Genomic DNA, 26,251 nt, shown 5'->3' with positions numbered 1-26,251 from the left:
GAATGTTTTTTCCATTTTGTTATTCAACCGGAATCCGGTTTTTTACAATACTGTTGTGTCCATAATCATCCCAGCGGTATTTCTGATTTTCAAATACAACCTCACTTTCTTTGGGATGTCCGCAAAGATTTACCGATACCGAAAAGACGCGCGCAGGATCTTTTCCATATGCCGGCTCTTCTAGTTTTTTCACGGTAACATTCTTCGTACCTGTCACCTGCATAAGCGAATACCGCAGCACCTTCTTCTCCTGTACCCGGTAATCGTTTCCTGCCGGAATTCCCCGGATCTGTACCGACTGTTCCGTGTAGCCGTCCTGATCTGTCGTTTTCTCCACCTGTGTTTTTGTAAACGTAAGATAGCATTGGTATGTATGTTCTTTTCCATACAGATCCTTTCCCTTCACGGAAAACAGAAACGTTGGATTTCCATGCGCCCATGTAATCTCATCCGCCTTAATCTTCTTTGTAATCGTCAAGGTTTCACATGCAAGATCCTTCATCGTCACGGTCTGCACTTCCTGTTTTGCCTCCAGCACAAACGAAACCGGTTCTGCCGCAAGGTATCCATCCGGCGCGGCCTCCTCCACAATGACATAAGAACCCGGCTTTAATTTTTCCAGTTCATGCGGGCCGCTTCCTCCTGAAATCCAGCTGTCCACACGGTTTCCATCCATATCTTTTAATACCAGCTTTGCGCCGGAAATTCGTTTTCCGCTCTCTGCATCTATTTTTTCAATTGTCAGATGTGTTCCATCATTTTCGACCGTCACCGACAGTTCCGATTTACCGTCAATTTTTCCGTTTTCTACCACAAATTCCCGGCATGTGCTGTCCAGCAGATAGCCCTCCGGAGATGCTGTCTCCTGATAGTACCAGACACCGTCCAAAAGTCCCGTCAGCTCAATTTTTCCATTTGCATCCGTCTTTTTTGTCTCATCAAAACTTCCATCTTTCGTCCAGATATGAAAGGCTGCTCCCTGAAGCACTTTTCCGTCTCCCTGACTTACTTTCTGCAGAATAAAACGGTTCTTCCAGTTTGTAAACGTCAGTGTGATCTGTGCGTTTTGTTCCCCGATCGTTATTTTCTTTTCCGTCGGATCCAGCACATATCCATTTGGAGCCGCCATTTCCCGCACAAGATACGTTCCGTACTCCAGCCCGTCTTTGAACGCCTCTCCATTTTCATCCGTTTTCAGCACAGCTGCTACCGCCTGATCCGGAAACAGCACTGTTCCGTTTACCGTTGTAATTGCTCCGCTCGCAATCACCTGATATGTTGCACCAGAAAGTGCTTTCCCTGAGTTTTCTTCCGTCTTTTTTATCTTCAGTGAGCCTGTTTTTCTTGTGTTTTCTGCCTCCAGATGGATCGTCTGCATGCCTTCCTTGTCAATGGAAAATTCCTGCTCCCAGCTTCCTGCATAACCAGCTGGATTCTTTGTCTCCACAACACGGAATTTTCCATTTTCACTGTCTGTATCCAGAATTCCCTCCAGCAGATAAGAACCCGTTTTTTTCACCCAGTTCATCTTTTTGAATTCACTCCAGGTGTTGTTTTTCCAGCGGTACACGGTAAATTCTGCACCCGAAATAGCTTCTTTTGTCTCTGCATCCATTTTTTTCACTACAAGATCTCCTACTTTCGACAGATGACAGGGAACGTTCGCTGTGTAACCAAATTCCGAAGTATTCCACGGCACAACAGTTATTCCCGTTTCCCGGGATGCTCCATGCCAGTTGTTGTACGTACTGGAAGTATCGTTTACAAAATTATCCGGCCATTTTTTCGGTGCTTTTACTCCGCCGCCAGGACCAGTTACCGCGTCGTTAGTGCCTCCATCATAGAAAATCATCGTCTGGGAATTTCCTTCAAAGGTAACTGTAACCCAGCCTTCCGAATTTTCCGGAGTTGTTCCACCGTCCGGCTCAGAGCCGCGTCTTGCCGACCAGATCGCTTCTGTTCTGGCATCGTAGACGATTCTGGCATCTGCCTCCTTCGTCAGATAGATATGTTCTGTCTCATCAGCCAGATAAAAGCCCTGCTTAAAGTCCAGATCTGAAAGTGTAAAATACCCTTTCACATTCAGCGGATTTCCTTTACTGTCGTAATAAGCAAACCGTACCTTGATCCAGAGCAGACCTTTAATATCAATGACCGGCTTATTGTGGTCAATCGCCACGACTACCGCATCCACGTCCTCATACCCTGATGGTACAACCGTGTTCTGCCAGTCTTCCAGCCAGATCCGCATCGTTACATTTTCCCCGTGGCACTCTCCAACATTCGTATATTCCGCATACATTTTTCCTTTTTTCGACTCCAGCGGCGTGAAGGAACGGAGATTACTCCATCCCTTCACATCGGCCGCCGGCCACCATGTGGAACAGCATTTCGAATGGCTCTCTCCGTTTTTGCAGAACAGATTGTCCCAGGTACTTCCATCTGTACTTCCAAAACGGATTTTTGTCTCACTTCCGATCAGCGGGGTAAAATCATATCGGCCGTCAATAACAGAGTCCGATGATACAACTTCTCCGATTCCGGCTTTCGAAAGAGAAGGAAGACTCGTAAGACTCGAAGCCAGAACATCTTCCCGAAAACAAAATCCCAACAACAGCAGAATTCCTGCGAGAAACCAGAAGCTTTTCTTTGCTCTTTTCATTCTTCCCTCCTTTCAGACCGGCCCGCGGCAAGAAACAGGAAGGCTCCTGTCACGGCAATTCCAATGGGGACCGCTGCTAACGGATCGCGCAGACCTGTTTTTGGCGCGCTGTGCCAGATAGAGGGGCCTTCTTCCTGCGGCAGATCTTCTCCTTCGACAGAAAAAATCCATTTTACCCCGCTTTTCCGAAGTGCCCATTCATTTCCAAGTTCTGACGGCACACGGATTGAAAAACAGATTTCTTTCCGTTCATCTGGACTGCATATTCCAAGACTTTTTGCTGCCCATAGTCCCTCACTCTCTAAATCACCTTCATAAATCACGCTGTTTCCCTCTCGTATTTCCAGTTTCACCTTGGAAAGCAGTTCTTTTTCTGTTTCACTGAGTTCTTCCGGAAGTTCCGTCCGCAGAAAAAATTCTGCACGGCTTGCTGTCGTGTTCACCAGTGTGAACGTATCTTCCCATTCATCTCCCGGCATCAGCACTGGAAAGTTCCGAAAGAAATTGTCGGGTGCCAAGATCAGATTCCGCGCTGCTCCTTCGTACGAAACGGTGAGGAAGCTCTGCTGCGAAACCTCCGAAACGGTATTATCCGCCTCGTGGACACACTGTTCAATTTCCAGTTCTTCTCCCCACGGAGCTTCTGCCGTAAAATCCGGCGTCACATTCGCTGCCTGTACGGCCTCCGCCTGGATTTCAACGGACAGCACCTGTCCCTCCGCCTCACTGGTCCACGCAGATGGAATGGTGATTGTACGGAAAAAATCGACAGATCCTGCTTTCCCAGCACTTTGGGATAATAATAATACTCTCCTGCTTTCAGCCAGACGTCCTCGATTCCCCCAAGATCCTCTTCCCCCAGACGGTAATCCTGCGTTTCTTCCGCATCAAACACAGGCTTTACGCGGACATAGCATGGTTCGGCATAATTGGTGATCCGCGGAATTTTTGAAATCACCTGGGAAGGCAGTACAATGCCGTTTTCCGGTCCCTCATACTTCTTTTCTCCATCCCCGTCTTCCTCATATTCCCAGATTCCAATATTTACATCTCCGACAGCTATTTTGTTAATGGTCTCAACACTGCTCCGGTAATATGCATACGTTCCGCTGATTCCCATCAGAAGACTCGCCGCCGCACATCCGATCCTGACGCGTTTTCCTTTCATGTCTGACCACCTCTCTCATAAGCATCCCATGCCTCCCGATAGCCGTGAAATACCATATTCCCCTTCTGGATCTGCACCGATTCCTCATAGACCGAAACCTCAAGTTCTTTCTGTTCCATTTCTTTTGCAACGCGGATTCCGGTAAACAATTCCGTCGTGCTTTCGCCTTCTGAAACCGGTTTTTTGTAATAATAGTAGTCATCTTCTCCTTTTACCCAGTTTTCCGTATCAAGTCCCTCAATCGCTTCAATTGGTTCACTGAATATAAGTGCCGCACGAATATAGCAGGCAACGGAACCTTCATTTCTGATTTTTACTCTCTTTACCACACTTTTCCCTGGCGGTACGGGCGTCGGTGTCGGAAATTCTTCATCGATAGTACTTGTATTATGTCCGAACACCATACGATTCCAGACACTCTCGTGATCTGTAAAATACGCCGAAGTTCCCGGCAGCAGCCAAATGGCTGCCGCCATCGTACACCCGGCCGCACCCGCAAGGAAAAACAGCCGTTTCGTCTTTTTCTTCATCTTTTGTCCCCCAGAAAACTGCTTAAATTCCAGGTGCTTCTGTCTGTTCCGGCTCCGACTGCGGTGCCGTTACCTGCCCCTTCTGCCCATTATTCTGATTTACATACTTCTCCCAGGCCTTTGCTGCCCGCTCGGCAGCCGTACTTCCCTCACCGGTATTCAGCGCCTGGATTGCATAATAATTGATCGGAATATCGACCTCTTTTTCATCCAGCTGCCCTTCCACGATATTAGCTGCTGTCACGCTCGTAAATAAAGGATCCGTCGTTTTGCCAGCTGCAAGCACTTCATTGTAGAGATATGTATATACCATCGAATTGTTCTGTTTTTTCTTGTACATCAGCACCCATTTTTTCGAAAGCTGATTCATCGAAAACAGTTCCGTATCGCCGGCTGCTCCGCCGTTTAAACGGTTTCCGGATGTATCTGCAACGATCACTTTTGCGATTGGTATGGAAACATCCATATAGACGTAAGAATCATTTTTACCTTTATTTTTGATACGCGGGTCCTTCGGAATCACCTGGGTCGGCACAATATGATTGGTCTTTCCGTCCGGATCCGGTGCGTACGATGGTTCATTTCCTTCGATATCTACTTTTCCCACAACAAACTGGTTCGTCACAGAATCCTTATCCGTCAGATACGCCAGTGTTCCGCCCGCTGCCAGGGCTCCTGTCAGAAGCAGTGATGCTGCCCAGAATACGATTTTCCGCTGTTTTTTCATAGATCAATTCCTCCTGTTTTCCTAAATAATTTTGCTAATTCTTTTTATAACTTGTTTTCCTGCATGATTTTTCTACCGTGCCAAAGCTGCCGGATTGTAAAAAGCATCACCGCTCCCACGGCCAGAAAAAAGAGTGTTCCTCTCTGCCGGAGCCAGACGATACCAAAGCCAAGCCAGGGAAGAGCTACGATCACATTCCCGATCACCTGTTTTTCCAAAACGATGCCTGCATCTTCCTCCGCGTTGGCATCCCCCTTAGTACAGTATCCTTCCTCGCTCTTTTCCACGATCCGGTGTGTCACCACCATATTTCCTCTCCGGTAGGTAATCACATCCCCCGGATTCCATTCCTTCTTCCGTCCATCCACAACCACAACAGATCCCGTCGGGATCTCCGGTCCATGGAACCGGACAGTACGACATAGGCGCAGAAATACTGCATCAGATACCATCCCGCCGCCAGAAAAAGGAAGGAAAGAAAGCCCTGCAGCCCCAGTTTTCCTTTTGCTTTCATTTGCTCCCTTCCGTCGATGCGGATATCCAGACTGTCATTTTTGCACGCAAAAAACAGAGGATAGCATTTACCCTCTGTCTCAGAATATCCCTGTTTCATTTTCTCTAAAGTTCTTGTAAAAGTGATTTAAACTTACCATAGTCCGGGCGAAAGCGCAAGCATTGTCTGCCCGTTTAATTCTAAATTTTTTCTAAAGCCTGAAACGCAGAAAATTTTCAGAACTTTTCCCGGATCTTTTTTTCTCCAAACGCAAGCCGCTTTTCCAGCTCCTGCCCATTTTCTGCCCCAAGGATTTTTCGCATTACACTCTCTTCTTCCCGGATTCCTTTTCCGTGAAGTACGCCGTATGCGCCGGCATCACTTCCCGCCGCAAGCACAACGTCCTTTTCAAATGCGAGCTGCAGACCTTTTTTCTGCGTCTCAAAAATCCACGCCAGCGTTTCAGCCGGATATCTGCCGTTCTCCAGAAGATTCGAAACCGTCACAATTGTCGGCACCCAGATTGTTGCATGCTCTGCCATACAGCAGATGCTCTCTTCATTCTGAAAGTTCCCGTGTTCAACCGAGTCCACGCCTGCCTCTGCCGCATCCATCACAGCCTGTGCGCCGTTCACATGCGCCATCACAGAAAGCCCCGCATCATGTGCCGCAGCCGTCATTGCAAAAACCTCCTCCCTGGAAAGCGGCTCACTGGTCACATGCCCCTTTGTCGCGAAATCCAGGATTCCCGTCGTCATGATCTTGATAAAATCTCCGCCCGCACGGCGTACTTCACGCACAAGCGCACAATACTCTTTCCAGTCTGAAAATGCGCGTCCGACAATTTTTCCATAACGGCCCGCCCTGTGAATCGCAAAAACCGGTGTGCGGTATGTGATCCCGTACTCCGGCGCAAGGCTCCGTGCAAGAACACCCGCCCCGTACGGATCCCCGCCGTCACGCACATAGGAAATCCCTGCCTTCTGATACGCCGCCAGATGTTCCCGGATCAGATCCTCCCGCGGGCCGTTTTCATGCGCTGCCGCCGCCTTTTTGTAATCCACACCGTCCATAAAAATATGGGCATGGCATTCTGCTGTCACCATTTTTGTTTACCGCCTTATCTCCGATTCCACCACAGCTTCTCTACGGCCCATTTTCCAGTTCTGCTCCGAGAGATACAGATGATATCCACAGCCGTTTTCTACTCGCCAGTCATAGTAACTCTTCTGTGGCACGCCGTACTGCTCAAGGATACTCATGATCGTGCCTCCGTGTACCACCATCGCCACGTTGCGGTAATGGCGGCGGATACACGTATCCACCATCTTGTCAAAGCCGGCGATGCAGCGGTCCTTGAACTGCTGCGGCTCTCACCGCCCGGAAAGGCAAGCGTCGCCATGGAATCAATCCACTCCTGGTATTTCGGATTATCTTTTAATTCCTGATAATTTTTGTTCTCAAACTCACCAAAATTGCACTCTGCAAATTCCGGGATTTTGACCTGTTTGGCGTACGGATACAGAATGTCTGCCGTTTCCAGACACCGTTTCAGCGGGCTGACGAACAGAAGCTCAACAGTATCCATCGTCCGCTGTTCCAGCTCTTTTTTCCCTTCCTCACACAGTGTTCATCCGTCACGCCGATATACCGTCCTAATGTATTGCCATAGGTTTTTCCATGGCGGATCATTGCAATTTTAATCATGTTTTTCCTCACCTTTCAGCAGGATTCCGATTCCGCACACCACACGGGTTACCGAATCAGCCTTTGCTGCCAGCTCCGTACAGATGCGCCCCGTCTTTTCCCGCCATTTCCGGTCGAAGGGTTCGATCGGAACCACTCCGTAACCGAGTTCATTCGTAACAATGCAGATTTCCGGATTTTTCTGCAGCAGTTCTTCCAGTTCCGCTTCCGGTGCAGTCCCGGTCTCCTCTTCCAGAAGGAGCCATCTGCGGACCAGTTCCTGAAAATCATATACGCCGGAACATGCCGACAGCTCCTCTTTCGAAACTGCTGCCCCATCGGCCCATCCTGTTTCTTTTCCGGTCATCTTTTTTGCAAAGTCAAGCTTTCCCTGAAAAGCCCCTCCAATTACTAATTTCATTTCCAGTTCTCCATTCCAAGAGAAAGTACCACAAGAGACAGGAGCTGTGCCAGCTCACAGAGCGAAAGGAAATAGCCTGCGAGATCTCCTGTAATTCCTCCAAAATACTTACTGCTTTTCCATTTATAATAACAGAATACCAGTGCCGATACAACCAGTACATCCAGTGCCGCCCAGACGCAGAATGAAGCTGAGAGCACCGTCACGGCAAAAATCGTCACAACAAGCACCGCCGCCGTTCTTTTTTTCTCTGCGCTCATGCCAAACGCTGCCGCTGTTCCTTTCGGATTGGCATTTGGAAAAAACGCGATCGAAAGACCGCTGAACGATCTCGAAACTGCGAAGCCAAATGCATACGCCGGAAAAATCTTCCAGACAAGTTCTCCGGCTGCGCCCGCGTACAGTACAAAATACAGACATCCCATAATAATCGCAAATGCTCCGGCGTGCGGGTCTTTTAAGATTTCCAGTCGGCGCTGTTTTTCTCTCCAGGAACTTAACGCATCCATCGTATCCAGATAGCCGTCGAGGTGAATGCCGCCCGTCACCAGAACCGGAACTGCCGTCAGCACTGCAGCCCGCAGCATGCTTCCCGCGCCAATCTGCTGCAGCAGCCAGAAAAGCACCGCCGAAACTGCACCGACAGCCAGTCCGACCCACGGAAAGAAACACAACGCATATTTCATGTTCTCTTTTTCCCAGTCTGCCGGCGGCATCGGGATTTTCGAGTACATGGCAAACGCCACTTTAAAGTTATTCCATATCGTTTTCATCTTATTCTTTTTTTATTCTGACGGGAATCCCATACACAACCTCGGTCACACAGTCCGCCATCTCTGCCAGACGTACATTAATGTTTCCCAGGATCCGCTGGTATTCCATCGTCTCCTCCTCATATCGGTATCCATCCGAAAAAATTTCATTCGTCACCAGAACCAGATTCCGCGCCTGATGGGCCAGACGGGAAACGCCCGCAAGAATTTCCTCCTCCGCCCGCGCTTTTCCTGCCCCGGATGGATCAAATATTTCATTTGCCGTGAGATTCGACATACATTCGAGCAGCACATCGCTTCCCGGTTCCAGCTCCACTTCTTTTAAATTCGTATAACACTCAATCGTCGAAAACTTCTTTGCCGCGCGCATCTTCCGGTGGCGTGCAATACGCGCCTGCCCTTCCGCACCGAATGGCTGCATCGTTGCGATATAAACCCTCCGTGTTCCGCCAAAATCCAGAATACACTGCTCCGCATACGCCGATTTTCCGCTGCCGCTGCCGCCTGTAACCAGATGTATCATCGTTTCACCTGCCTTTTTTAAGTCAGCGGCACATACGTTTCGATCTGTGCCTCGTCAAATGTCGCCATGCCGCGGTATACGGCATTTGCCTGATCCAGAATCGGGAAAAGCATGATGGCGCCCGTTCCCTCGCCCAGACACATATCGCAGTGCAGGAAGGCTTCTTTTCCAAGCTCTGCAAGCAGCAGATGCGCCGCCGGCTCCTTCGATACGTGCGAAGCGATCATATAGTCCTTTGCAAACGGTGCAATCCGTGTAGCAAGAAGCGCTGCCACACAGGAAATAAAGCCATCCATCACAACCGGAACGCCATGTGCAGCCCCTGCAAGAAAGACACCCGCCATGCCGGCAATGTCAAAACCGCCGACCTTTGCCAGCACATCGATGGGATCGGACGGATCCGGCTGATTGATGGCAATTGCTTTTTCAATCGCTGCAATTTTCCGCGCAAGACCTTCACTCGAAAGCCCGGCGCCCCGTCCCGTCAGTTCCGGAACCGGCTGATTCAGGAAAACGGCTGCCATTGCACTGCTCGTCGTCGTATTTCCAATGCCCATCTCACCGGTTGCCATCAGCTGATAGCCCGCCGCAATTTTTTCTTCCGCCACGGCGATTCCTGTTTCAAGCGCACGAACGGCCTCTTCCCTTGTCATCGCCGGGCCTTTTGCCATATTTTTTGTTCCATACGCAACTTTATACCGCGGAACCTTCGTATCGCGCGCCATTCCGATATCAATCGGAAACAGATCCGCATGCGCGCCGCGGCAGAGAATGGCTGCTGTCGCCTTCTCCTGCAGAAAATTTTCCGCAACTGTCGCTGTCACTTCCTGACCGCTCTGCGTCACGTTTTCTTCCACAACGCCATTGTCCGCACAGAACGTCAGAAGTGCTCTTTTTTCAATCGAAATCTCCTCTTTTCCGGTGATTCCGGCAATCTGGATGAGCACGTCCTCCAGCTTTCCGAGGCTGTGGAGCGGCTTTGCAATGCCGTCCCAGTGAGCCTTGGCACGATCCATCGCCTCTTTCGAAAGCGGATGGATCTGTTCGATTGTTTCCTGTAATGTCATCTTTTGTTCGCCCCTTCTTTCGATATGACGTCCGATCAGCTCTGTTTTTTCACCCAGTTCACAAAGAAAATATGGGAATCTTCCCGCGCTGTTCCGCTGGAAGTTGTCCATTTATAGGTGTATGTATATGTCACACATTTTTCTTTATCCATATTCAGATTTTTAAATGCTTTCGGAGTCATGAAATATAGATAATCAAAATCATCTCTCGTATCGCCAAAGCCCGGGATCACACGCTTTGTGCCGTTCTTCAGATATGCATCCATGATCGACTGGGATTCATCCACTGCACCGTAGGCTCCATTATTTTTCAGCTGATTGATAATCGAACTGCTCTGCTCCGCAATTCCCGTCAGATAGTTTGTCAGACTTCCGTTCCGCGCCGGTTCAAACTGCTGCTGTTTATAAATCGCGGTGCGGAGCGAAATATTCTGTGCCGCCATCCGGTTCCGGATGACCATCGCAACTGCCGTCATACCTGTTTTTCTCTGGACACCCGCCTCCGCACTGCAGATAGCCGCAAAGAAATCACGGTCACTCACAGACGGATCCGTGTAATACTGATGCTCCATCGTATAATATTTTCCGCTTACGCTGTCCTTTGCACGCACATACTGGCTCGAGCCGAGAATGCACACTCCGTTTTCGTCAAAGCTGTAGTACCAGTTGCTGCTGTTCTTTTTCAGCAGAGCGTAATACGATTTTACCATCTTTCCGTCGCTTCCAAAGTAATACCAGCCCGTCTGCGGATCACCGCTTACCATCCGTTTCTGTGCATTGAGCCACTGGTTCTTTGCCATGCCTCCCCAGTCTTTAAAGTAATAGGAAGCGCCGTTGATAGTCCGCTCTCCCGTCACCATCACGCCGTTGGCATCGGCATAGTAACTGTTGTTTAAATGTGTAAAGAAGGTATTGCGGTACATCGCACCATTTTCCCGGAAGTAATACCACTGGTTCTCTTTCGAAAGCCAGCCCGTCACCATCTTTCCATCCGCATCGGCATAATACGTTTCACCGCCAAGCTGGAAAAAGGTACCACGGTACATGCCGCCCCAGCCCCGGAAATAATAATACGTACCATTGATTTTCTGCCAGCCGGTTACCATCTTTCCATCTGCATTCACACGATATGTATTGTTGTCATATTCAAAAAAGCGGTCAAAATACTGCTCTCCGGTTTCATCAAAATAGTAATATGTACTGCCCTGCTGCAGCCAGCCGACGGTCAGTTTTCCATCTGCAGCCGCATGGCATACACTCGTTCCGTTTTTGATGAATGCATTCTGATACATGCCGCCCCAGTCCTTGAAATAGTACCAGTCACCGTCGATCTGTTTTTTTCCGACAGCCATCTTTCCGTTCTCATCGGCATAGTAAAGTGCACTTCCTGTCGGTGCTTTGAAAAAGGTGCTGCGGTACATGCCGCCCCAGCTTCGGAAATAATACCAGGTTCCATCCTGCTGCAGCCAGCCGGTCGTCATCTTTCCATCCGTATCAACATGATAAATATTATTTTTATGCGTCAGAAAGGTGTTTTGTGCCATGCCGCCCCAGCTTCGGAAGTAATACCAGATCCCGTCAATCTGTTCGAACCCGGATGCCATTTTTCCATCCGCATCAACATAATACGTATTCTTGTCATACTCAAAAAAACGATTCCGGTACATCGCGCCCTGATCATCAAAATAATAATACACATCATCGATCAGTTTCCAGCCGGTCGCCATTTTTCCGTCCGCATCAGAATAATACGGTACATTTTTCACGGTGTAAAAGGCATCCCGGTAAACACCGCCCCAGCTTTGGAAATAATACCAGGCTCCATCAAGTTTTTTCCAGCCGACCGCCATTTTTCCGTCATTATTCAGGTAGTAACGGTTCTTGTCGTACTCTCTCCAGGCTCCTTTGACAATGGTACCATCCGGATCCTTAAAATACCAGATCCCGTTCTCATTCACCCATGGGTAATAGCTTCCAGCCTGCACGGATACCGCCGTTTCTTCGGGATTTCCGCTCTGTACTTCTGCCGCCGGAAGATCCGAGGCGGCATTTTCCGCTGTCGAATCCGGCGTCTCCGTTTCTGTCATCTCCGGCGTATTTTCGTCTGTGGTTTCCGCCTCCGATGTTTCTTCTGTTTCTTCCTGTGTAACAGCAGAAGCCTCATTTACCAGACTCTGCTCTGTGCCTGCTCCAAATACGTTCGCAGCACTGACAGCGGTTGTCACGCAGCTGCCGCCAGTACTCCCCTGATTACTTTATTTTTCATTATTTATTCTTCTCTCCCTGCAAAAACAGGCAAAGCCTGCTGTGTGCTCTGCCTGTTTTAAAATTCTGCTCCTGCTTTATCTTATTTCAAAAACGCCCGAACAGTCTCCGGCATCTGATCTACATCACACTCTGTCGTATGAAGCACCGGTGCAGTACGGATTTCTTCGATCGCACGCGGAATCTCGGTATTGGCAAGTGCAGACAGCTTGTCTACCTGCTCCAGTACCGGAAGGGTGTCATACTCCGGTGCAATCGCTGCAAGAACGCTGCTTGTAAATTTATACGGGCTTGCGGTAGATGCGATGACGGTCTTGGTTTCGTCATAGGTTTCCTCGCGGTATTTTCCGTATACAGCCGCTGCAACCGCGGTATGGGTATCAATCACATATCCGGTATCGCTGTACAGTTTTGCAATCGCGTCTGCTGTCTCCTGTTCGGATGCATAATTGCCGTAGAAGTCTGCCAGCTCTTTTTTCATCGCATCGGTGATCTCATATTTTCCGTCCTTTGCAAGATCCTGCATCAGCTCGCGGTCTGCTGCTTCGCTGTTTCCGGCGATGCGGTAGATCAGACGCTCCAGATTGCTCGAAATCAGGATATCCATGGACGGTGATGTTGTCAGAATAAAGTCTCTGTTTCTGTCGTAAACGCCGGTGCGGAAGAAGTCAAACAGAACTTTGTTCTCATTGGAAGCGCAGATCAGTTTTGCGATCGGCAGTCCCATCTGTTTTGCATAGAATGCAGCGAGAATATTTCCGAAGTTTCCGGTCGGAACGGTTACATTGATCTTTTCTCCGTCTGCAATCTCTCCGTTTTTCACCAGGTTTGCGTAAGCATATACGTAGTAGACGACCTGCGGAACGAGTCTTCCGATGTTGATCGAGTTTGCAGAGCTGAACTGGAAGCCTTTATCTGCCAGCTCTTTTCCAAGCTCTTTGTCGTTAAACATTTTCTTCACGCCGGTCTGTGCGTCGTCGAAGTTTCCGTGGATGGCAACAACGTGGGTATTTTTGCCCTTCTGTGTTACCATCTGTTTTTCCTGAATCGGGCTTACGCCGTTCTTCGGGTAAAATACAATAATTCTGGTGCCCGGCACATCTGCAAAGCCTGCCATTGCTGCTTTTCCGGTATCTCCCGATGTAGCAGTTAAGATAACGATCTCATTTTTCACGCCGTTTTTCTTTGCGGCGGTCGTCATCAGATGCGGCAGAATGGAAAGTGCCATGTCCTTGAACGCGATCGTTGCGCCGTGGAACAACTCCAGATAGTAAACACCGTCTGCTTTTGTCAGCGGTGCAATTTCCTCTGTGTCAAATTTTGCATCGTATGCGTTTGCAATACAGTTTTTCAGTTCATCTTCTGTAAAGTCGGTAAGAAAACGGCTCATTACCTCGTATGCCACTTCCTGATAGCTCATAGCCGCAAGTTTTTCCATGGGAACATCCAGTGCTGGAATGGAGGTCGGTACAAATAATCCGCCGTCGTCGGACAGACCCTTTAAGATTGCCTGGGATGCAGTTACGGTTTCTCCATTGCCTCTGGTACTTTTGTATAATACTTCCATGCTCTTTCTCTCCTTCACTTTGACTCCCGGCAGAGCCTCTCTGACTCCCGGCCGGATACGTTTCAGATTAGTTTTACCTGTACGCTTCCTCTTATTATAATGGATGAAGTATGAAAAAACAACAAAAATATACAAAAAATGACTGTGCACAAAAATGCACAGCCATTTTCCACCATTCTGCCAAAATATTTTTTGTCAAAATGTATGATTTAATTTTCGTCGGACTCCTCCGTTTTTGCTTCGCCGTCTTCTAACGCCGGAGCTTCCCTTTCTGTCTCCTCGAGTGCGAGTGCCTCTTCCTCTTTTTCCGCATTCTCTGCGATTTTATCTTCCGCCCAGGTCACAAACGCTGCCGCGTCTCCGATTTCAAAGCGTTTCTTATCGAGAAAGGTGCTTCTGCCTCCGATGGTGATGCGGATAAAGTTGTCAAACTCCGTCACCTTTGTCAGCTCTTCGAGCGGAATATCAGTGCTTCTGCCCTCTTTTTCGTATGTCATTGTGAGCACCTGCTCAGTAAAACGAAGGGTACGTTCTCCAAGGAGTCCTCTCTTTTTGCATTTTTTCATCTGTGAACGTGCCATCAGATTCGGCAGAAACGTACACAGAAGTGCCATCAGAATGGAAATTCCAAGATTGAAGAAGTCTCCCGGCATGATAAATCCCCGCGCTGCTGCACCGTAGATCATAAAAGCGATCGCAGCCACAACAGCAATCCCTGTAATGATCCGCAGTACCAGACGTACTTTTTTTATCTCGGTGCCGTAAATCTCCACAAACATTCCTTTGGTGTATTCAATTTTGTTTTTAAACAGCATATGCTCTCTCTTTTCTTATCGGTTGTTGATTGCAGTTACCAGCGCGTCGATGGAAGCACGGATGATATCCGGATCTACGCCTGCGCCCCAGGAAAGGATTCCGTCCGGCTTTTTGATGCCGACGTAGGCAATTGCCTGTGCACTTGAGCTCTGCTCCAGCGCGTGCTCCGTATAGCTGACCAGATCATACTGCAGATTGTACTGCTGTTTCAGCGCGTTGCTGACAGCATTCAGACGGCCGTTTCCTTCTGCATATGCAGTTGCATACTCACCGCCCTCGTAATTGGAGGTAACCTGTGCTTCAATTCTGCCCTCATCGAGCTGTTTAAAGTGAACGCCGTTGATGTTGTACGGTGTCGTTACGTTCTCGAAGGTATCTTTAAAGAGTTCAAAGATCTCATCCGGACGCAGCTCTTTATGCAGATGATCGGAAACGGATTTTGCGGTATAGCTCATAGCCTCGCGCATCTTCGCCGGCAGATTCAGGCCGTATTTCGTCTCCAGAATATAGCCGACACCGCCCTTTCCAGACTGGCTGTTGATGCGGATGACGTCTGCATCGTAGTTTCTTCCGATATCGGTCGGATCGATCGGCAGATACGGAACGGTCCAGGTATCCGGTGCTTTCTCCTCGATCCAGTGCATGCCTTTTGCGATCGCATCCTGATGGGAACCGGAGAAGGCTGCAAATACGAGAGATCCGCAGTACGGGCTTCTCGGGTTGATGCTCATACCGGTGAAGGATTCAAATGCATGGCAGAGTTTCGGCATATCGGAGAAGTCAAGCTCCGGATCGACGCCCTGCATGTACATGTTCATGCCGACCGTGATAATATCCACGTTTCCGGTTCTCTCGCCGTTTCCGAACAGCGTTCCCTCGATACGGTCTGCTCCGGCAAGGATACCCATCTCTGCATCGGAAACGCCGCAGCCGCGGTCATTGTGCGGATGAAGGGAAAGAACGACATTATCGCGGTATTTCAGGTTTTTGCTCATATATTCCACCTGGCTTGCATAAACGTGCGGCATGGAAAGCTCCACGGTGCTCGGCAGGTTGATGATGGCTTTGCGGTCTGCAGTCGGCTGCCATACGTCGAGAACGGCGTTGCACACCTCAAGCGCATATTCCGGCTCGGTTCCGGTAAAGCTCTCCGGGCTGTACTCGAAGCGGTATTTCTCGCCGGCCTCTTCTGTCAGCTCTTTTAAGAGCTTTGCTCCCTCAACGGCGATTTTCAGGATGTCTTCTTTCGATTTTTTGAAGACCTGCTGACGCTGTGCATAGGAAGTGGAATTGTAAACGTGAACGATGGCATTCTTGCAGCCCTTTAATGCCTCGAAGGTCTTGCGGATGATATGCTCTCTCGCCTGGGTCAGAACCTGAACGGTTACGTCATCCGGGATCAGATCCTGCTCGATCAGGGTGCGAAGGAATTCGTACTCGGTCTCAGATGCTGCCGGGAAGCCGACCTCGATCTCTTTGAAACCAACCTCAACGAGGAGTTTGAAGAATTCTACCTTCTGCTCCAGGCTCATCGGAATTACAAGTGCCTGGTTTCCGTCACGAAGGTCAACGCTGCACCATACCGGTGCTTTGTCAATGCTGTCTTTTTCTGCCCAGTCCATGCACGGAACCGGCGGCATATAATACTGTTTCTGATACTTCTTTGCATTCATCATGATTTTTTCCTCCCAGAAAGTGAAATATAATTTATTCTGCCGACATAAATTCGGGATGAAAGCATAAAAAAATCTCTCATCTTCTGTGTCGGCTTCTGACACAAGAGACGAAAGACTTGCTATCTTACGCGGTACCACTCCTGTTTTACAGAGATTTTCTCTGTACACTCTGCGGATACGGATGAAACATCTGCATATCCTGCCCTTCTAACGGTGGGTTTCCGTCTGCACCTACTCTTTTTATTCTAAATTTGGGAGCAGCGGCTCTGAGGTCAGTTCCACGGAATTCGTCTGCTGTTTCGCATCACCCAACAGCTTTCTGGATTCGGAAGCTCCATGTAATATTCCTCTTCTTTGCCTTTTTCCTAACTTGGCTCTTATGTTACCATTTTTCTCCATCTCTGTCAAGCGCAAAACGCAGGATTCCGTAAAAATACACCCGCCGGAAAGGAGGCTCCGGCGGGTACTCTAACGCATGATTTCGTTGTTTTATTTGTTGTACTCTTCCAGGTATTTCTGGTAATCCTCTACCTGTTTTCCGTGGATTTCCTTGAGCTCATCCAGCTCATCCAGTGTAGTCGGAACAGCCAGTCCTAAGTTGTCCAGCCAGTCTTTCCGGATCCACAGAGTCTCACATGCCGGCTCTGCAACGTCGCCCGGGATACGGTAAATTCCGTTGTCTCCGGATGCATAGAACATAACGCCAGGATCTACGCTGTTGTAGTAGTCAACCATGTTGGTGTATTTCTTCATATACGGAGAAACATCCACCAGAAGGCCTGCGTCTACCCATTTCGTATAGTCAGCTTCCATGTTCCACCACCAGATGATGTCCGGTCGCTGTGTCTCATCGCCTATCAGAAGGGAAATTTTGGATGTTGCATCCGACCAGCCCGGCAGTGCGATGATATCGATATCCAGGTTGCAGCGGTCCTCCATCCATTTCTGCATTTCGCTCTCTCCCTTCCTTCCGGCGATATAATGCATTATTTTGCACCATTATTTTTTAATGTGTGATATTAACGAGGTTTTTATTCTTGCGTTTTTGTCATTTTCGTTCAGTTTAGCTTTCCTTAAATGCACTATTTTGCATTATTAATTAGTGTTTTTCTACATGGCATTTATGCACGAATTTGAATCATCGCAAAAAGGGAGCCGGAAACGCCCCGGCAGACGGTTTTTCTTCTCGTCCGCCGGGGCGTCCCTGGCTTTCTTTCTTTGTTCACTTTTTCCTGTTTTTTCTATTTCTTTCTATCCCTGGCGCTTGCACGAGGAACGGCGCACCACAACCTCCCCCGAAACGAGAATCCGCTCTTTCGGCGCTTCCGGGTGCTCCTCCCGCCATAAAAATTCATGCACCATACGGCGGCCAAGCCACTTCGTATCGACATGAACGGTTGAGAAGAACGGATACAGCATCCGGTCCTCATCATCATCAAATCCGGTTAGTGCCACATCCTCCGGCACGCGCACGCCGATTTTCCGGAAGGATTCTGTCAGTCTTTTGGCGATCATATCGTTGCCGCAGACAATCGCTTCCGGCAGTGTATCGTAGCTCGCCACAATCTTGTCAAAATTTTCCGGATAATAAAAATGATCGCTCTCCATATCCGGACGAACAAGATCTGCCTCGATCGGAATGCCCGCCTGCTCCATCGCCGCAAGGAAACCGATATACCGGTCATGCATCGATTCATACGTACTGCTGTGTTCGCTCAGAAAGCCGATCCGCGTCATGCCCTGTCCGATCAGATGGGATGTCAGAACACTCACCGGCTGCACACCGTCCACACGCACGATATCGCCCATCGGCCGCTGTTCGATACCGCAGTAATGGTCGAGCTGAAAAATGCGGTACCCCAGATTTACCAGTTTCTGCATATATTCCGGCGGCAGCATTTTAATGCAGAAGATCGCATCAATATTTTCATTCAGGCCGAGCGGCAGAATGCCGTTCGCCTCCTCCCGCTCCGTCACGACCGCAACGCGCGTCTGACAGTTATTGAGGCTCGCCTCCTCGGAGATGCCGCTCACGACACGGTCCCAATAAACAGCGGCATCCCGCGTACGCAGAACCATAATATTGTAATGCTTCTCCTGCGGTGCCCGAACTTCTTCCACATATACATTTTCGCCCAGATAGCCATTTCTTTTCGCCATCCGAAGAACTCTCTCCCGCGTCACCGGAGCTACCTTCGGATCATCCTTTAATGCCATAGCAACCGTATTCCGGGACAGTCCCAGCTCCTTTGCCATACTCTGTATCGTTACTTTCCCCATAACTTCCTCCCTGTTTTTTCTGCGCAATTCATTTTTCTTCCGCACACGTCTTTGTCCGTAAGAAAAAAAGTGCCGTAAAACGACACTCTTACCGATCGGGGCAACAGGATTTGAACCTGCGACCTCACGGCCCCCAGCCGTGCGCGCTACCAAGCTACGCCATACCCCGTAATCATGTTTTCATTATACCAGCGAACTTCTGAAAAATCAATGTTATTTTTCCCTCTCCCGTTTCATTACATTCATTTCTTTATTTCGTGTCATATTCTCTTTTATTTTACTATATTGTCACTTTTTCTTTCTGAATATGTAATTTTTCGACGTTTTCCACGTATCATAAGTGAAAGGGGAAAATCGTATGCCATACAAACTTTCACCTCTGGCATGCCCGTCTGCAAAGACTATGTAAAAACTGAATAAAAGGAGACATCGTAATGGAAACTGAAATTTACTTTCTACTACACTCTTTAGGAATTGGTGCAAAATACCGCGGATTTCGCTATCTCGCCTATGGTATCGCTTTATGCATGGAAGACGAAGATTATCTCCTTCGGGTCAGCAAAACGCTGTACCCAAAGATCGCGCAAACGTTTCAGGTATCGTCCTCCTGCGTCGAACGAGACATCCGCACCGCTATTTCCGTCTGCTGGACCCGCGGAAACCGTGATCTGCTCTTTTCGCTTTCTGTGCATCCGGTTCTGACAAAACCGACCAATTCCGAATTTTTTGATATTTTAAGTTCTTATATCAAATACTACCGTGCTTTTCCTGCCTGTCGTCAGGAGGCATAAAAAAAACGAATACAGAAAAGATAACACTTCCGCGCCCTATCATATTGGGGGATATGCATGGCGCGGAAGTGTTTTTTCTATGATAAAACGATAGAACGAAAAAAGGAGACTGCCCGCAAAGGCAGCCTCCCGATATGGATCATTTGACAGCAAACCGATTAGTTGTTGATCAGTTTGTCCTCGTTGCTCCAGCTGTACAGTTTTCTGACTTCTTCTCCGACTTTCTCTGACGGATGCTCTGCAGCTTTTCTTCTCATTGCACGGAAGTGAGCCTGTCCGCCTGCTGGGGACATATCCAGAAGGAAGTCTTTTGCGAAAGTACCATCCTGGATATCGGAAAGGATCTTCTTCATGGTCTTCTTGGTTTCTTCTGTGATGATCTTCGGTCCGGTGATGTAATCGCCGTACTCGGCTGTGTTGGAGATGGAGTATCTCATTCCGGAGAATCCCGACTGATAGATCAGTCTACGATCAGTTTCATCTCATGGATGCACTCGAAGTATGCGTTTCTTGGGTCGTATCCAGCCTCGCACAGAGTCTCAAATCCAGCCTGCATCAGGCGCATACACCGCCGCAGAGAACTGCCTGCTCACCGAACAGGTCTGTTTCGGTCTCAGTTCTGAAGGTTGTCTCCAGAAGACCAGCTCTTGCTCCGCCGATTCCAAGGCCGTAAGCCAGTGCTCTGTCCAGAGCTTTTCCGGTGTAATCCTGCTCAACAGCAACCAGGCAAGGAGTTCCTTTGCCAGCCTGATACTCGCTTCTTACTGTGTGGCCAGGTGCTTTCGGAGCGATCATAGCTACATCTACGTTCTTCGGAGGTACGATCTGTCCGAAGTGGATAGCGAAACCATGAGCGAACATCAGCATGTTGCCCTCTTCCAGGTTTGGCTCGATATCTTTTTTGTACATTGCAGCCTGTTTCTCATCGTTGATCAGGATCATGATGATATCAGCCTGTTTTGCAGCCTCAGCAGCGGTGTATACTTTGAATCCCTGTGCCTCTGCTTTTGCCCAGGATTTGCTGCCTTCATAAAGTCCAATAATAACATCACAGCCGGAATCTTTCAGGTTCAGTGCATGAGCATGTCCCTGGCTTCCGTAGCCGATAATTGCGATTTTTTTGCCTTCCAGTAAAGAGAGATTACAATCTTCCTGATAAAAAAGTCTTGCTGCCATTTTATTTTCCTCCATAATATATAGAATGTCTTGACCGGCGGCAGGTCGGTCAATTTATACAGCGAAAAGCATTTCTGCCTTTTGCTGTTTGTCAGGGAAATGAACTTTTCTATACAAAAATTTCATTCCTCTAGCAAACGTATGTAATGTGATCTGCGTTAATCGAGGTAACGCACATCGTGGGCTCCTCTGGAGAGTCCTGTCACTCCTGTTCTGGCCAGTTCCAGGATTTCGTATCCCTGTACCAGATTCAGGAACCCTTCGAGCTTTGACTGGTTTCCGGTCAGCTCTACAATCAGGCTTTCCTGTCCCACATCCACGATTCTTCCACGGAAGACATCGGAGATGGCGATGACATTGCGGCGTTCATTTTCATTCACACGGATTTTGACCAGCATCAGCTCTCGTCTGACACTCTCGTCCGGCTTCAGCTCTTTGATATCCCGCACATCGACAAGTTTTGCCAGCTGTTTTTTGATCTGCTCCAGAATCATTTCATCACTGCAGTACAGAACAACAGTCATTCTTGTGTATCGCGGGTCTGCTGTCACACCGGCGGTGATCGTCTCGATATTGTATCCGCGTCGGCTGAAAAGACCAGCTACTCTGCTTAAAAGTCCCGGCGTATTATCCACCAGCAGGGATAATGTTCTTTTCTGTTCCATAAACACCAACTTTCCTCCATCCGCAGGCGCCGCGGATTTTCAGCAATTTCTTACAACTTCCAACGCCTTATCCAATATATTAGCAACTTATCCTCACTTTGTCAACAAAAATTTTACCAAATTATTCTTTTGAGCAAAAATCTTTTGCCTCCTGTGGTTCCCATTTGCATACCTTCCGGTCATACGTAAGGATGCCGTTCGACTCCTCCTCGACATCGGTAAGCTGTGTGTAGACTGCTGCGGCAAGTCCCTGTTCTGTGAGTTCTCTTATCTTTTCTGCCAGTGCATTCATCGCTTTCTGGTACTGTGTCTGGTTCTGGTACGTGCGGTAGCCGAACGATTTTTCGGAGTAGAGATGCTCCTGTACCGGATACGTATAGCCGCCGTATTCAGAAAAAGCAAACGCGCGCTCCTCCGGTTTTACTTTTAACGGACGAAAGTAATTGTGAAGGCTCTTGATGTCCCCCGCTCCCTGATCGTACCAGCCGCTCGCGTGGTCGATCTGCCGCGTCGGATCGAGAGCGCGCACCATTTCTGTCATCTCCCTGGCATCAAACTGTCCCCATCCCTCGTTGAACAGAACCCAGAGCGACACGCACGGTGCATTGTAAAGCTGATGAACCGTCTCGCGGCACTCCCGCTTCCACCACTCTCTTCCCGTTTTTGAGGTCCGCGAAAAGAGCGGATAACAGTTATCCCTGAATTCCGTTGTCACAAACGGCAGTACGGTCGGAAGGTACAAAAGGAACGTCTGAATCGACCGGCCGCCGCCGTTGATCATATCCTGCCACACCAGCATACCGATATGGTCGCAGTGGGAATACCATCTTGCGCACTCAACTTTCAGGTGTTTCCGGATCATATTGAAACCGAGGCGTTTGGCCGTCTTAATGTCATAAACCATCGCCTCATCGGACGGCGGCGTGTAGAAGCTTTCCGGCCAATAACCCTGGTCGAGGACACCGTTCTGGAAATACGGCTTTCCGTTTAAGAGAAGACGCGTGATTCCTTTCTCATCTTTTCCAATGCCGAATTTGCGCATGCCGAAATAACTCTCGATGCGGTCTTCTCCCGCTTCAATGGAAACCCCATAGAGATGCGGATGTTCCGGGCTCCAGCCTGCAAAATTACCGAGAATCAGCTCCGCCTCGTTTTCTCTCGTCTCCCGGACGCAGATCACCTTCGCATCCGGCGCTTCGCTCTCCCGCACCGTAATTTTTTTCGTCAGTCCCGCATCCGGTCCGTTGAGGAAAACCCGTACTTTTACGCTCGCCGTATCATATTCCGGCGTGATCACGATGCGTTCCAGATACGTCTCCGGCACCCATTCCATCCAGACGCTCTGCCAGATGCCGCTCTGCGCGGTGTAAAACATGCCGCCCGGGGTAAGGCTCTGCTTTCCGCGGCCCTTCCAGTCCGTGTCCGTCTCATCGCGCACCTTGACGGCAAGCTCGTTCTCTCCCGTTTTGAGATACGGCGTAAGATCCACTGAAAAAGAAAGATACCCGCCGAGATGGCCTCCGGCACGCTTTCCGTTGCAGTAAATTACCGCATCCTGATCCACGGCGCCGAACTGCAGCAGCAGCCGTTTTCCGGCAGGAATTTTGGGAAGCTGAATCGTGCGGAAGTACCACAGATATTCTTTTGGAAGCAGCTGCCGCTTCACGCCGGACGCATCGCACTCCGGGGAAAACGGAACGAGAATTTTTCCGTCCCGCTGTTTTGGCATTTTCTGCGTTTCCGTGAACGCATACTCCCACCATCCGTTCAGATTTGTCCAGTTTTCCCGGCGCATCTGCGGACGCGGATATTCCGGAAACGGGAGCTCTTCTTCCGGATTTTTCCCAAATTCCGTAGAAAGGCGGAATTTTTTTCCTTCCTTTTTTCCAATCTGTAATGCTTTGACCGCATTTTTGAAGTCCATTCTTTTCCCTCTTTTTCTGATTTTTATGATTGATAAAAGCGTGCCCGGACAAAATCCCGGACACGCTTTTGGTGTACTGAAAATCAAAGCGGATATTCGCAATCCGGTTAGATAAACGCCAGCGTTTTCATCAGATACAGCCAGAACGTCAGCGTAAAGGCACTGCCGCACGTTGTGAGCATAACGGTGTTTGCCGTCAGACTTCCCTCATGACCCATATTTTTCGCCATGATAAAACTGCTCACCGTCGTTGCGGAACCCAGCATCACAAGGATTGCCACCAATTTTTCCTGACGGAAGCCAAGTATCACGGCGATCGGCAGAAAGGCAGCTGCAAGACCGACCAGCTTAATCGCAGCTGCAGCAATCGACGGCCGGATATTCTTTGCCGCGCTCTTTGCCTCAAACGACGCACCCATCGCAATCAGGCCGAGCGGCGTTGCAAGTACCGCAATATTCTGCACCGTTTTCTGCAGAATCACCGGCTTTGGAATGCGAAGCACCGACCAGAGAAGTCCTGCAGCGATCCCGAGGATAATCGGGTTTGTCACGATATTTTTCGCCGTCTTTTTCACAAAATCTGCCGTGATCTCCTCCCGTTCCGGACCGAATACCGCAAGAACGACAACCGCCATGATATTATACAGCGGCACACTGCTGATGATCATCAGCGGCGCCATGCCGGAATTTCCGTAGATATTCTGGATAAAGGCAATACCAAGGATCGCCGCACTGCTCCGGTACGCCGCCTGGATAAATTCGCCTCTTGCACTTCTCTCTTTTAAGAGATGGGAAAGTCCCCATACCGCAAGAATTGAGAGCAGTGTTGCAAAGAAGCAGAACAGAACGAATTTGATATCCCACACAGCGGAGAAATCAGAATCCGACAGGTCCTGGAACAGCAGCACCGGGAGTGCGATTTTAAACACAAATTTGTTCATTTTGCTTGTGAACGATTCGTCCAGAATACCAACCTTTCGAAAGAAAAGTCCCAAAATCATTGTCAGGAAGATCGGCATCGTCGCGTTCAGGCTGAAGATCAGATTACTCATACCAGTGTTTTTCCTGCCAGTACATTTTTATAATCTTCGTAGTTCTCTTCGAGAAGCTTCGGCGTATTCAGACCGTAGGGACATTTCTTCATGCAGGCGCCGCAGTGGAGACAACCTCGATTTTCTTCATCATCGCCTGGCCGCGCTCGGTGAGCTGGTTGGCGGACGGGGAACGGCGCAGAAGCAGGCTCATGCGCGCGCAGGTGTTAATCTCAATGCCTGCCGGACATGGCATACAGTAACCGCAGCCGCGGCAGAAGTTGCCGGAGAGCTCTTTCTGGTCTTTCTCGATGATCGTCTTGATTTCATCCGTCATGGCAGGCGGACAGGCAATGTAGCTTAAGAACTCGTCCAGCTCTTTTTCTCTCTGGACGCCCCAGATCGGAAGCACGTTGTCGTACTGGTCTTCAAAAGCATATGCAGCCGCGGAGTTTGTGATCAGCCCGCCCGAGAGCGCTTTCATTGCGATAAAGCCGATATTTTTCTCTTTGCATCCCTGTACCAGTGCTTTCTCACGGTCCGTTGCCAGATAGCAGAACGGGAACTGCAGCGTCTCGTAAAGACCGGACTCGATGATCTCCTCTGCCACGCTCATGCGGTGGTTCGTGATACCGATGTGGCGGATTTTTCCCTGTGCTTTTGCTTCCAGCATCGCCTCATACAGGCCGGTTCCATCTCCCGGCTTAGGACAGAAGGACGGATTGTGGAACTGATAGATATCGATGTAATCCGTCTTCAAAAGGGAAAGGCTTGTCTCCAGATCCTTCCAGAAGCCCTCCACATCCTTTGCCATCGTCTTCGTAGAGATAAAGACCTTCTCACGCATTCCCTCAAACGCTGCGCCTAATTTTTCCTCGCTGTCGCTGTATGCACGCGCGGTATCAAAAAAGCGGATGCCTCCGTCATACGCTTTGCGCAGCAGATAAACAGCGTCTTCTTTCGTGACACGCTGTACCGGCAGCGCGCCGAAGCCGTTCTTGTTTACACAGATTCCTGTACTTCCCAGTGTTACCATGGACATACTTGTGTTCCTCCTTTTTCGCTTTCATTGTTTCAACTCATAGTCGGTATTTCACGGAGTCTGACATGTCGAAAATAGTTCGACTGTGACTTGCCTCATGTCAGTGGAGAATACCGATTTCTCTCCGCCCGCCACTGCCGTTATGTTTCTTTTAGCAATTCATCCCACCGCTTCAGAAACGGGGGACTTCTTGTCTACTGGTGTTAAAATCCGTTATTTCTATAGTATCACACTTTCTATCAGACGGCAAACGCGATTTAAAGAGGCAGGCACAAAGGGAAATACTTTCCTTTTATGTCTGCCTCTGAATATCATTTTTTATTTTACTTCTTTATAAAAGTTTACGCAGTCCGACGGATCATAATAGATTTTATTATCCGCAAGCAGCGTGGAAACACCGTTCTGTACTTCGATGATGCTGACCGCACAGTTGTACGGCACGCCGCCGTGCCAGAAGTCGTTCTTGTCTTCATAGACATTGCGTAGCAGCGCGCGCATGCAGCAGCCGTGGGTGGCGATCAGGATCGTCTTGTCCTGGAGCTCCGGTTTTGCAGTCAGCTCATGATAGAACGCTTCTGCCCGGTCGCAGACTCCTGGATCGTCTCTCCGTCTCCCGCCGGGCAGAAGTGGAACGGATCTCTGTAAAAATCGTCGAAGTGTTCAGACGGAATCTCAAAATTGTTTGCCCGGCATTCAAGCCCTTCCCAGGAGCCAAAGGAAAGCTCCATCAGGCGGTCGTCGGTCGTAAGCGGCACATTTCTGCCCGCAAGGACGAGCTCTGCCGTGTGCTTTGCGCGGCGCAGTGGACTGGAAATTCCAAGGTCAAACGGGATATTTTTCAGTCCTTCCGCCGTCACTTTCGCCAGACGGACACCATTCTCATTCAGCTCGGTGTCCGTCTGGCCCTGCAGTCTGCCTTCTACGTTCCACGCAGTTTCACCGTGGCGTATGATATAAAGTTTCATAAA

23 protein-coding genes, 1 tRNA gene, 4 pseudogenes and 1 other annotated feature are annotated in these 26,251 nt (G+C 49.2%); of the genes and pseudogenes, 1 reads left to right on the top strand and 27 read right to left on the bottom strand.

Annotation, left to right across the window (positions count from 1 at the left end; all coding sequences use genetic code 11):
• Nucleotides 1-19: 19 nt before the first annotated feature.
• The 21 genes and pseudogenes from DXA93_RS01210 to DXA93_RS01120 all read right to left on the bottom strand — a co-directional run bounded on the left by DXA93_RS01210 (nt 20) and on the right by DXA93_RS01120 (nt 18,823).
• Nucleotides 20-2,662, bottom strand: a complete 2,643-nt coding sequence (locus DXA93_RS01210; protein WP_119207633.1) for an MSCRAMM family protein — start codon at nt 2,660-2,662, stop codon at nt 20-22.
• Nucleotides 2,659-3,372, bottom strand: a complete 714-nt coding sequence (locus DXA93_RS01205) for a hypothetical protein (RefSeq protein WP_119207632.1) — start codon at nt 3,370-3,372, stop codon at nt 2,659-2,661. The genes DXA93_RS01210 and DXA93_RS01205 overlap by 4 nt, the downstream gene beginning before the upstream one ends.
• Nucleotides 3,324-3,830, bottom strand: coding sequence for a SipW-dependent-type signal peptide-containing protein (locus DXA93_RS01200; RefSeq protein ID WP_117812889.1), 507 nt, complete (start codon nt 3,828-3,830; stop codon nt 3,324-3,326). The genes DXA93_RS01205 and DXA93_RS01200 overlap by 49 nt, the downstream gene beginning before the upstream one ends.
• The gene (locus DXA93_RS01195) at nt 3,827-4,360 is read right to left on the bottom strand and encodes a hypothetical protein (RefSeq protein WP_022462298.1); all 534 of its coding nucleotides are present in this window, start codon (nt 4,358-4,360) and stop codon (nt 3,827-3,829) included. The genes DXA93_RS01200 and DXA93_RS01195 overlap by 4 nt, the downstream gene beginning before the upstream one ends.
• A 22-nt stretch (nt 4,361-4,382) precedes the next feature.
• Complete coding sequence (locus tag DXA93_RS01190; RefSeq protein WP_022462297.1) at nt 4,383-5,087, bottom strand: SipW-dependent-type signal peptide-containing protein; 705 nt, start codon at nt 5,085-5,087, stop codon at nt 4,383-4,385.
• 44 nt (nt 5,088-5,131) lie between these two features.
• Nucleotides 5,132-5,455: a signal peptidase I gene (locus tag DXA93_RS01185; RefSeq protein WP_158565009.1), complete on the bottom strand. Its 324-nt coding sequence runs from the start codon at nt 5,453-5,455 to the stop codon at nt 5,132-5,134.
• A complete protein-coding gene (locus DXA93_RS17680; protein WP_158565008.1) occupies nt 5,416-5,700 on the bottom strand; it encodes a hypothetical protein in 285 nt (94 codons plus the stop codon). The genes DXA93_RS01185 and DXA93_RS17680 overlap by 40 nt, the downstream gene beginning before the upstream one ends.
• 116 nt (nt 5,701-5,816) lie before the next feature.
• On the bottom strand, nt 5,817-6,686 hold the full coding sequence (locus DXA93_RS01180) for an amidohydrolase family protein (protein WP_022462295.1): 870 nt from the start codon (nt 6,684-6,686) through the stop codon (nt 5,817-5,819).
• Nucleotides 6,687-6,692: 6 nt separating this feature from the next.
• Nucleotides 6,693-7,168 (bottom strand): annotated as a pseudogene (locus tag DXA93_RS01175) (histidine phosphatase family protein).
• Entirely contained in the window at nt 7,132-7,287 is a 156-nt protein-coding gene (locus DXA93_RS19160) for a hypothetical protein (RefSeq protein ID WP_242998336.1), read from the bottom strand. The pseudogene DXA93_RS01175 and the gene DXA93_RS19160 overlap by 37 nt, the downstream one beginning before the upstream one ends.
• Nucleotides 7,280-7,687 (bottom strand): bifunctional adenosylcobinamide kinase/adenosylcobinamide-phosphate guanylyltransferase, encoded by a 408-nt coding sequence (locus DXA93_RS01170; RefSeq protein ID WP_022462293.1) that lies wholly within the window; start codon nt 7,685-7,687, stop codon nt 7,280-7,282. The genes DXA93_RS19160 and DXA93_RS01170 overlap by 8 nt, the downstream gene beginning before the upstream one ends.
• Nucleotides 7,684-8,460 (bottom strand): adenosylcobinamide-GDP ribazoletransferase, encoded by a 777-nt coding sequence (locus DXA93_RS01165; protein WP_118594736.1) that lies wholly within the window; start codon nt 8,458-8,460, stop codon nt 7,684-7,686. Before DXA93_RS01165 ends, DXA93_RS01170 begins: the two co-directional genes overlap by 4 nt.
• 1 nt (nt 8,461) lies before the next feature.
• Entirely contained in the window at nt 8,462-8,983 is a 522-nt protein-coding gene (locus DXA93_RS01160; RefSeq protein WP_022462291.1) for a bifunctional adenosylcobinamide kinase/adenosylcobinamide-phosphate guanylyltransferase, read from the bottom strand.
• A gap of 17 nt (nt 8,984-9,000) precedes the next feature.
• Nucleotides 9,001-10,050: a nicotinate-nucleotide--dimethylbenzimidazole phosphoribosyltransferase gene (cobT, locus tag DXA93_RS01155; RefSeq protein ID WP_119207631.1), complete on the bottom strand. Its 1,050-nt coding sequence runs from the start codon at nt 10,048-10,050 to the stop codon at nt 9,001-9,003.
• 35 nt (nt 10,051-10,085) lie between these two features.
• A complete protein-coding gene (locus DXA93_RS01150) occupies nt 10,086-12,275 on the bottom strand; it encodes a cell wall hydrolase (protein WP_119207630.1) in 2,190 nt (729 codons plus the stop codon).
• 122 nt (nt 12,276-12,397) lie between these two features.
• On the bottom strand, nt 12,398-13,882 hold the full coding sequence (gene thrC, locus DXA93_RS01145; RefSeq protein WP_117760348.1) for a threonine synthase: 1,485 nt from the start codon (nt 13,880-13,882) through the stop codon (nt 12,398-12,400).
• Nucleotides 13,883-14,091: 209 nt separating this feature from the next.
• Nucleotides 14,092-14,697, bottom strand: coding sequence for a hypothetical protein (locus DXA93_RS01140; RefSeq protein WP_055218094.1), 606 nt, complete (start codon nt 14,695-14,697; stop codon nt 14,092-14,094).
• Between the two features lie 15 nt (nt 14,698-14,712).
• Nucleotides 14,713-16,374: a 2-isopropylmalate synthase gene (locus tag DXA93_RS01135; RefSeq protein WP_199709548.1), complete on the bottom strand. Its 1,662-nt coding sequence runs from the start codon at nt 16,372-16,374 to the stop codon at nt 14,713-14,715.
• A gap of 100 nt (nt 16,375-16,474) precedes the next feature.
• Nucleotides 16,475-16,738, bottom strand: a binding site (T-box leader).
• A 125-nt stretch (nt 16,739-16,863) separates the two neighbouring features.
• Nucleotides 16,864-17,325 carry an extracellular solute-binding protein gene (locus DXA93_RS01130; protein ID WP_055226437.1) on the bottom strand — a complete coding sequence of 154 codons (462 nt, stop codon included), beginning with the start codon at nt 17,323-17,325 and terminating at the stop codon, nt 16,864-16,866.
• 300 nt (nt 17,326-17,625) lie between these two features.
• Entirely contained in the window at nt 17,626-18,654 is a 1,029-nt protein-coding gene (locus DXA93_RS01125) for a LacI family DNA-binding transcriptional regulator (RefSeq protein ID WP_119207629.1), read from the bottom strand.
• A gap of 95 nt (nt 18,655-18,749) precedes the next feature.
• A tRNA-Pro gene (locus DXA93_RS01120) sits at nt 18,750-18,823 on the bottom strand.
• A 265-nt stretch (nt 18,824-19,088) separates the two neighbouring features.
• On the opposite strand from DXA93_RS01120, the gene DXA93_RS01115 reads away from it, so the two are divergent.
• Nucleotides 19,089-19,445 (top strand): sporulation initiation factor Spo0A C-terminal domain-containing protein, encoded by a 357-nt coding sequence (locus tag DXA93_RS01115; protein ID WP_022462283.1) that lies wholly within the window; start codon nt 19,089-19,091, stop codon nt 19,443-19,445.
• A 158-nt stretch (nt 19,446-19,603) separates the two neighbouring features.
• Here the strand turns inward: DXA93_RS01115 and ilvC are convergent.
• The 6 genes and pseudogenes from ilvC to DXA93_RS01085 all read right to left on the bottom strand — a co-directional run bounded on the left by ilvC (nt 19,604) and on the right by DXA93_RS01085 (nt 26,248).
• A pseudogene (ilvC, locus tag DXA93_RS20395) lies at nt 19,604-20,621 on the bottom strand (ketol-acid reductoisomerase).
• A 158-nt stretch (nt 20,622-20,779) separates the two neighbouring features.
• On the bottom strand, nt 20,780-21,286 hold the full coding sequence (gene ilvN / locus DXA93_RS01105; protein ID WP_022462281.1) for an acetolactate synthase small subunit: 507 nt from the start codon (nt 21,284-21,286) through the stop codon (nt 20,780-20,782).
• Between the two features lie 121 nt (nt 21,287-21,407).
• Nucleotides 21,408-23,210 (bottom strand): glycoside hydrolase family 2 protein, encoded by a 1,803-nt coding sequence (locus DXA93_RS01100; protein ID WP_117804051.1) that lies wholly within the window; start codon nt 23,208-23,210, stop codon nt 21,408-21,410.
• A 107-nt stretch (nt 23,211-23,317) separates the two neighbouring features.
• Entirely contained in the window at nt 23,318-24,262 is a 945-nt protein-coding gene (locus DXA93_RS01095) for an AEC family transporter (RefSeq protein ID WP_119207628.1), read from the bottom strand.
• Nucleotides 24,259-25,283: pseudogene (locus tag DXA93_RS01090) on the bottom strand (aldo/keto reductase). The gene DXA93_RS01095 and the pseudogene DXA93_RS01090 overlap by 4 nt, the downstream one beginning before the upstream one ends.
• Before the next feature lie 318 nt (nt 25,284-25,601).
• A pseudogene (locus tag DXA93_RS01085) lies at nt 25,602-26,248 on the bottom strand (histidine phosphatase family protein).
• Nucleotides 26,249-26,251: the final 3 nt, after the last annotated feature.

Source organism: Blautia sp. OF09-25XD (assembly GCF_003482095.1).
GTDB classification, from domain to species: domain Bacteria; phylum Bacillota; class Clostridia; order Lachnospirales; family Lachnospiraceae; genus Fusicatenibacter; species Fusicatenibacter saccharivorans.
The sequence above is the reverse complement of the archived record's forward strand: the minus strand, read 5'-3'. Positions and strand labels throughout refer to the sequence as shown.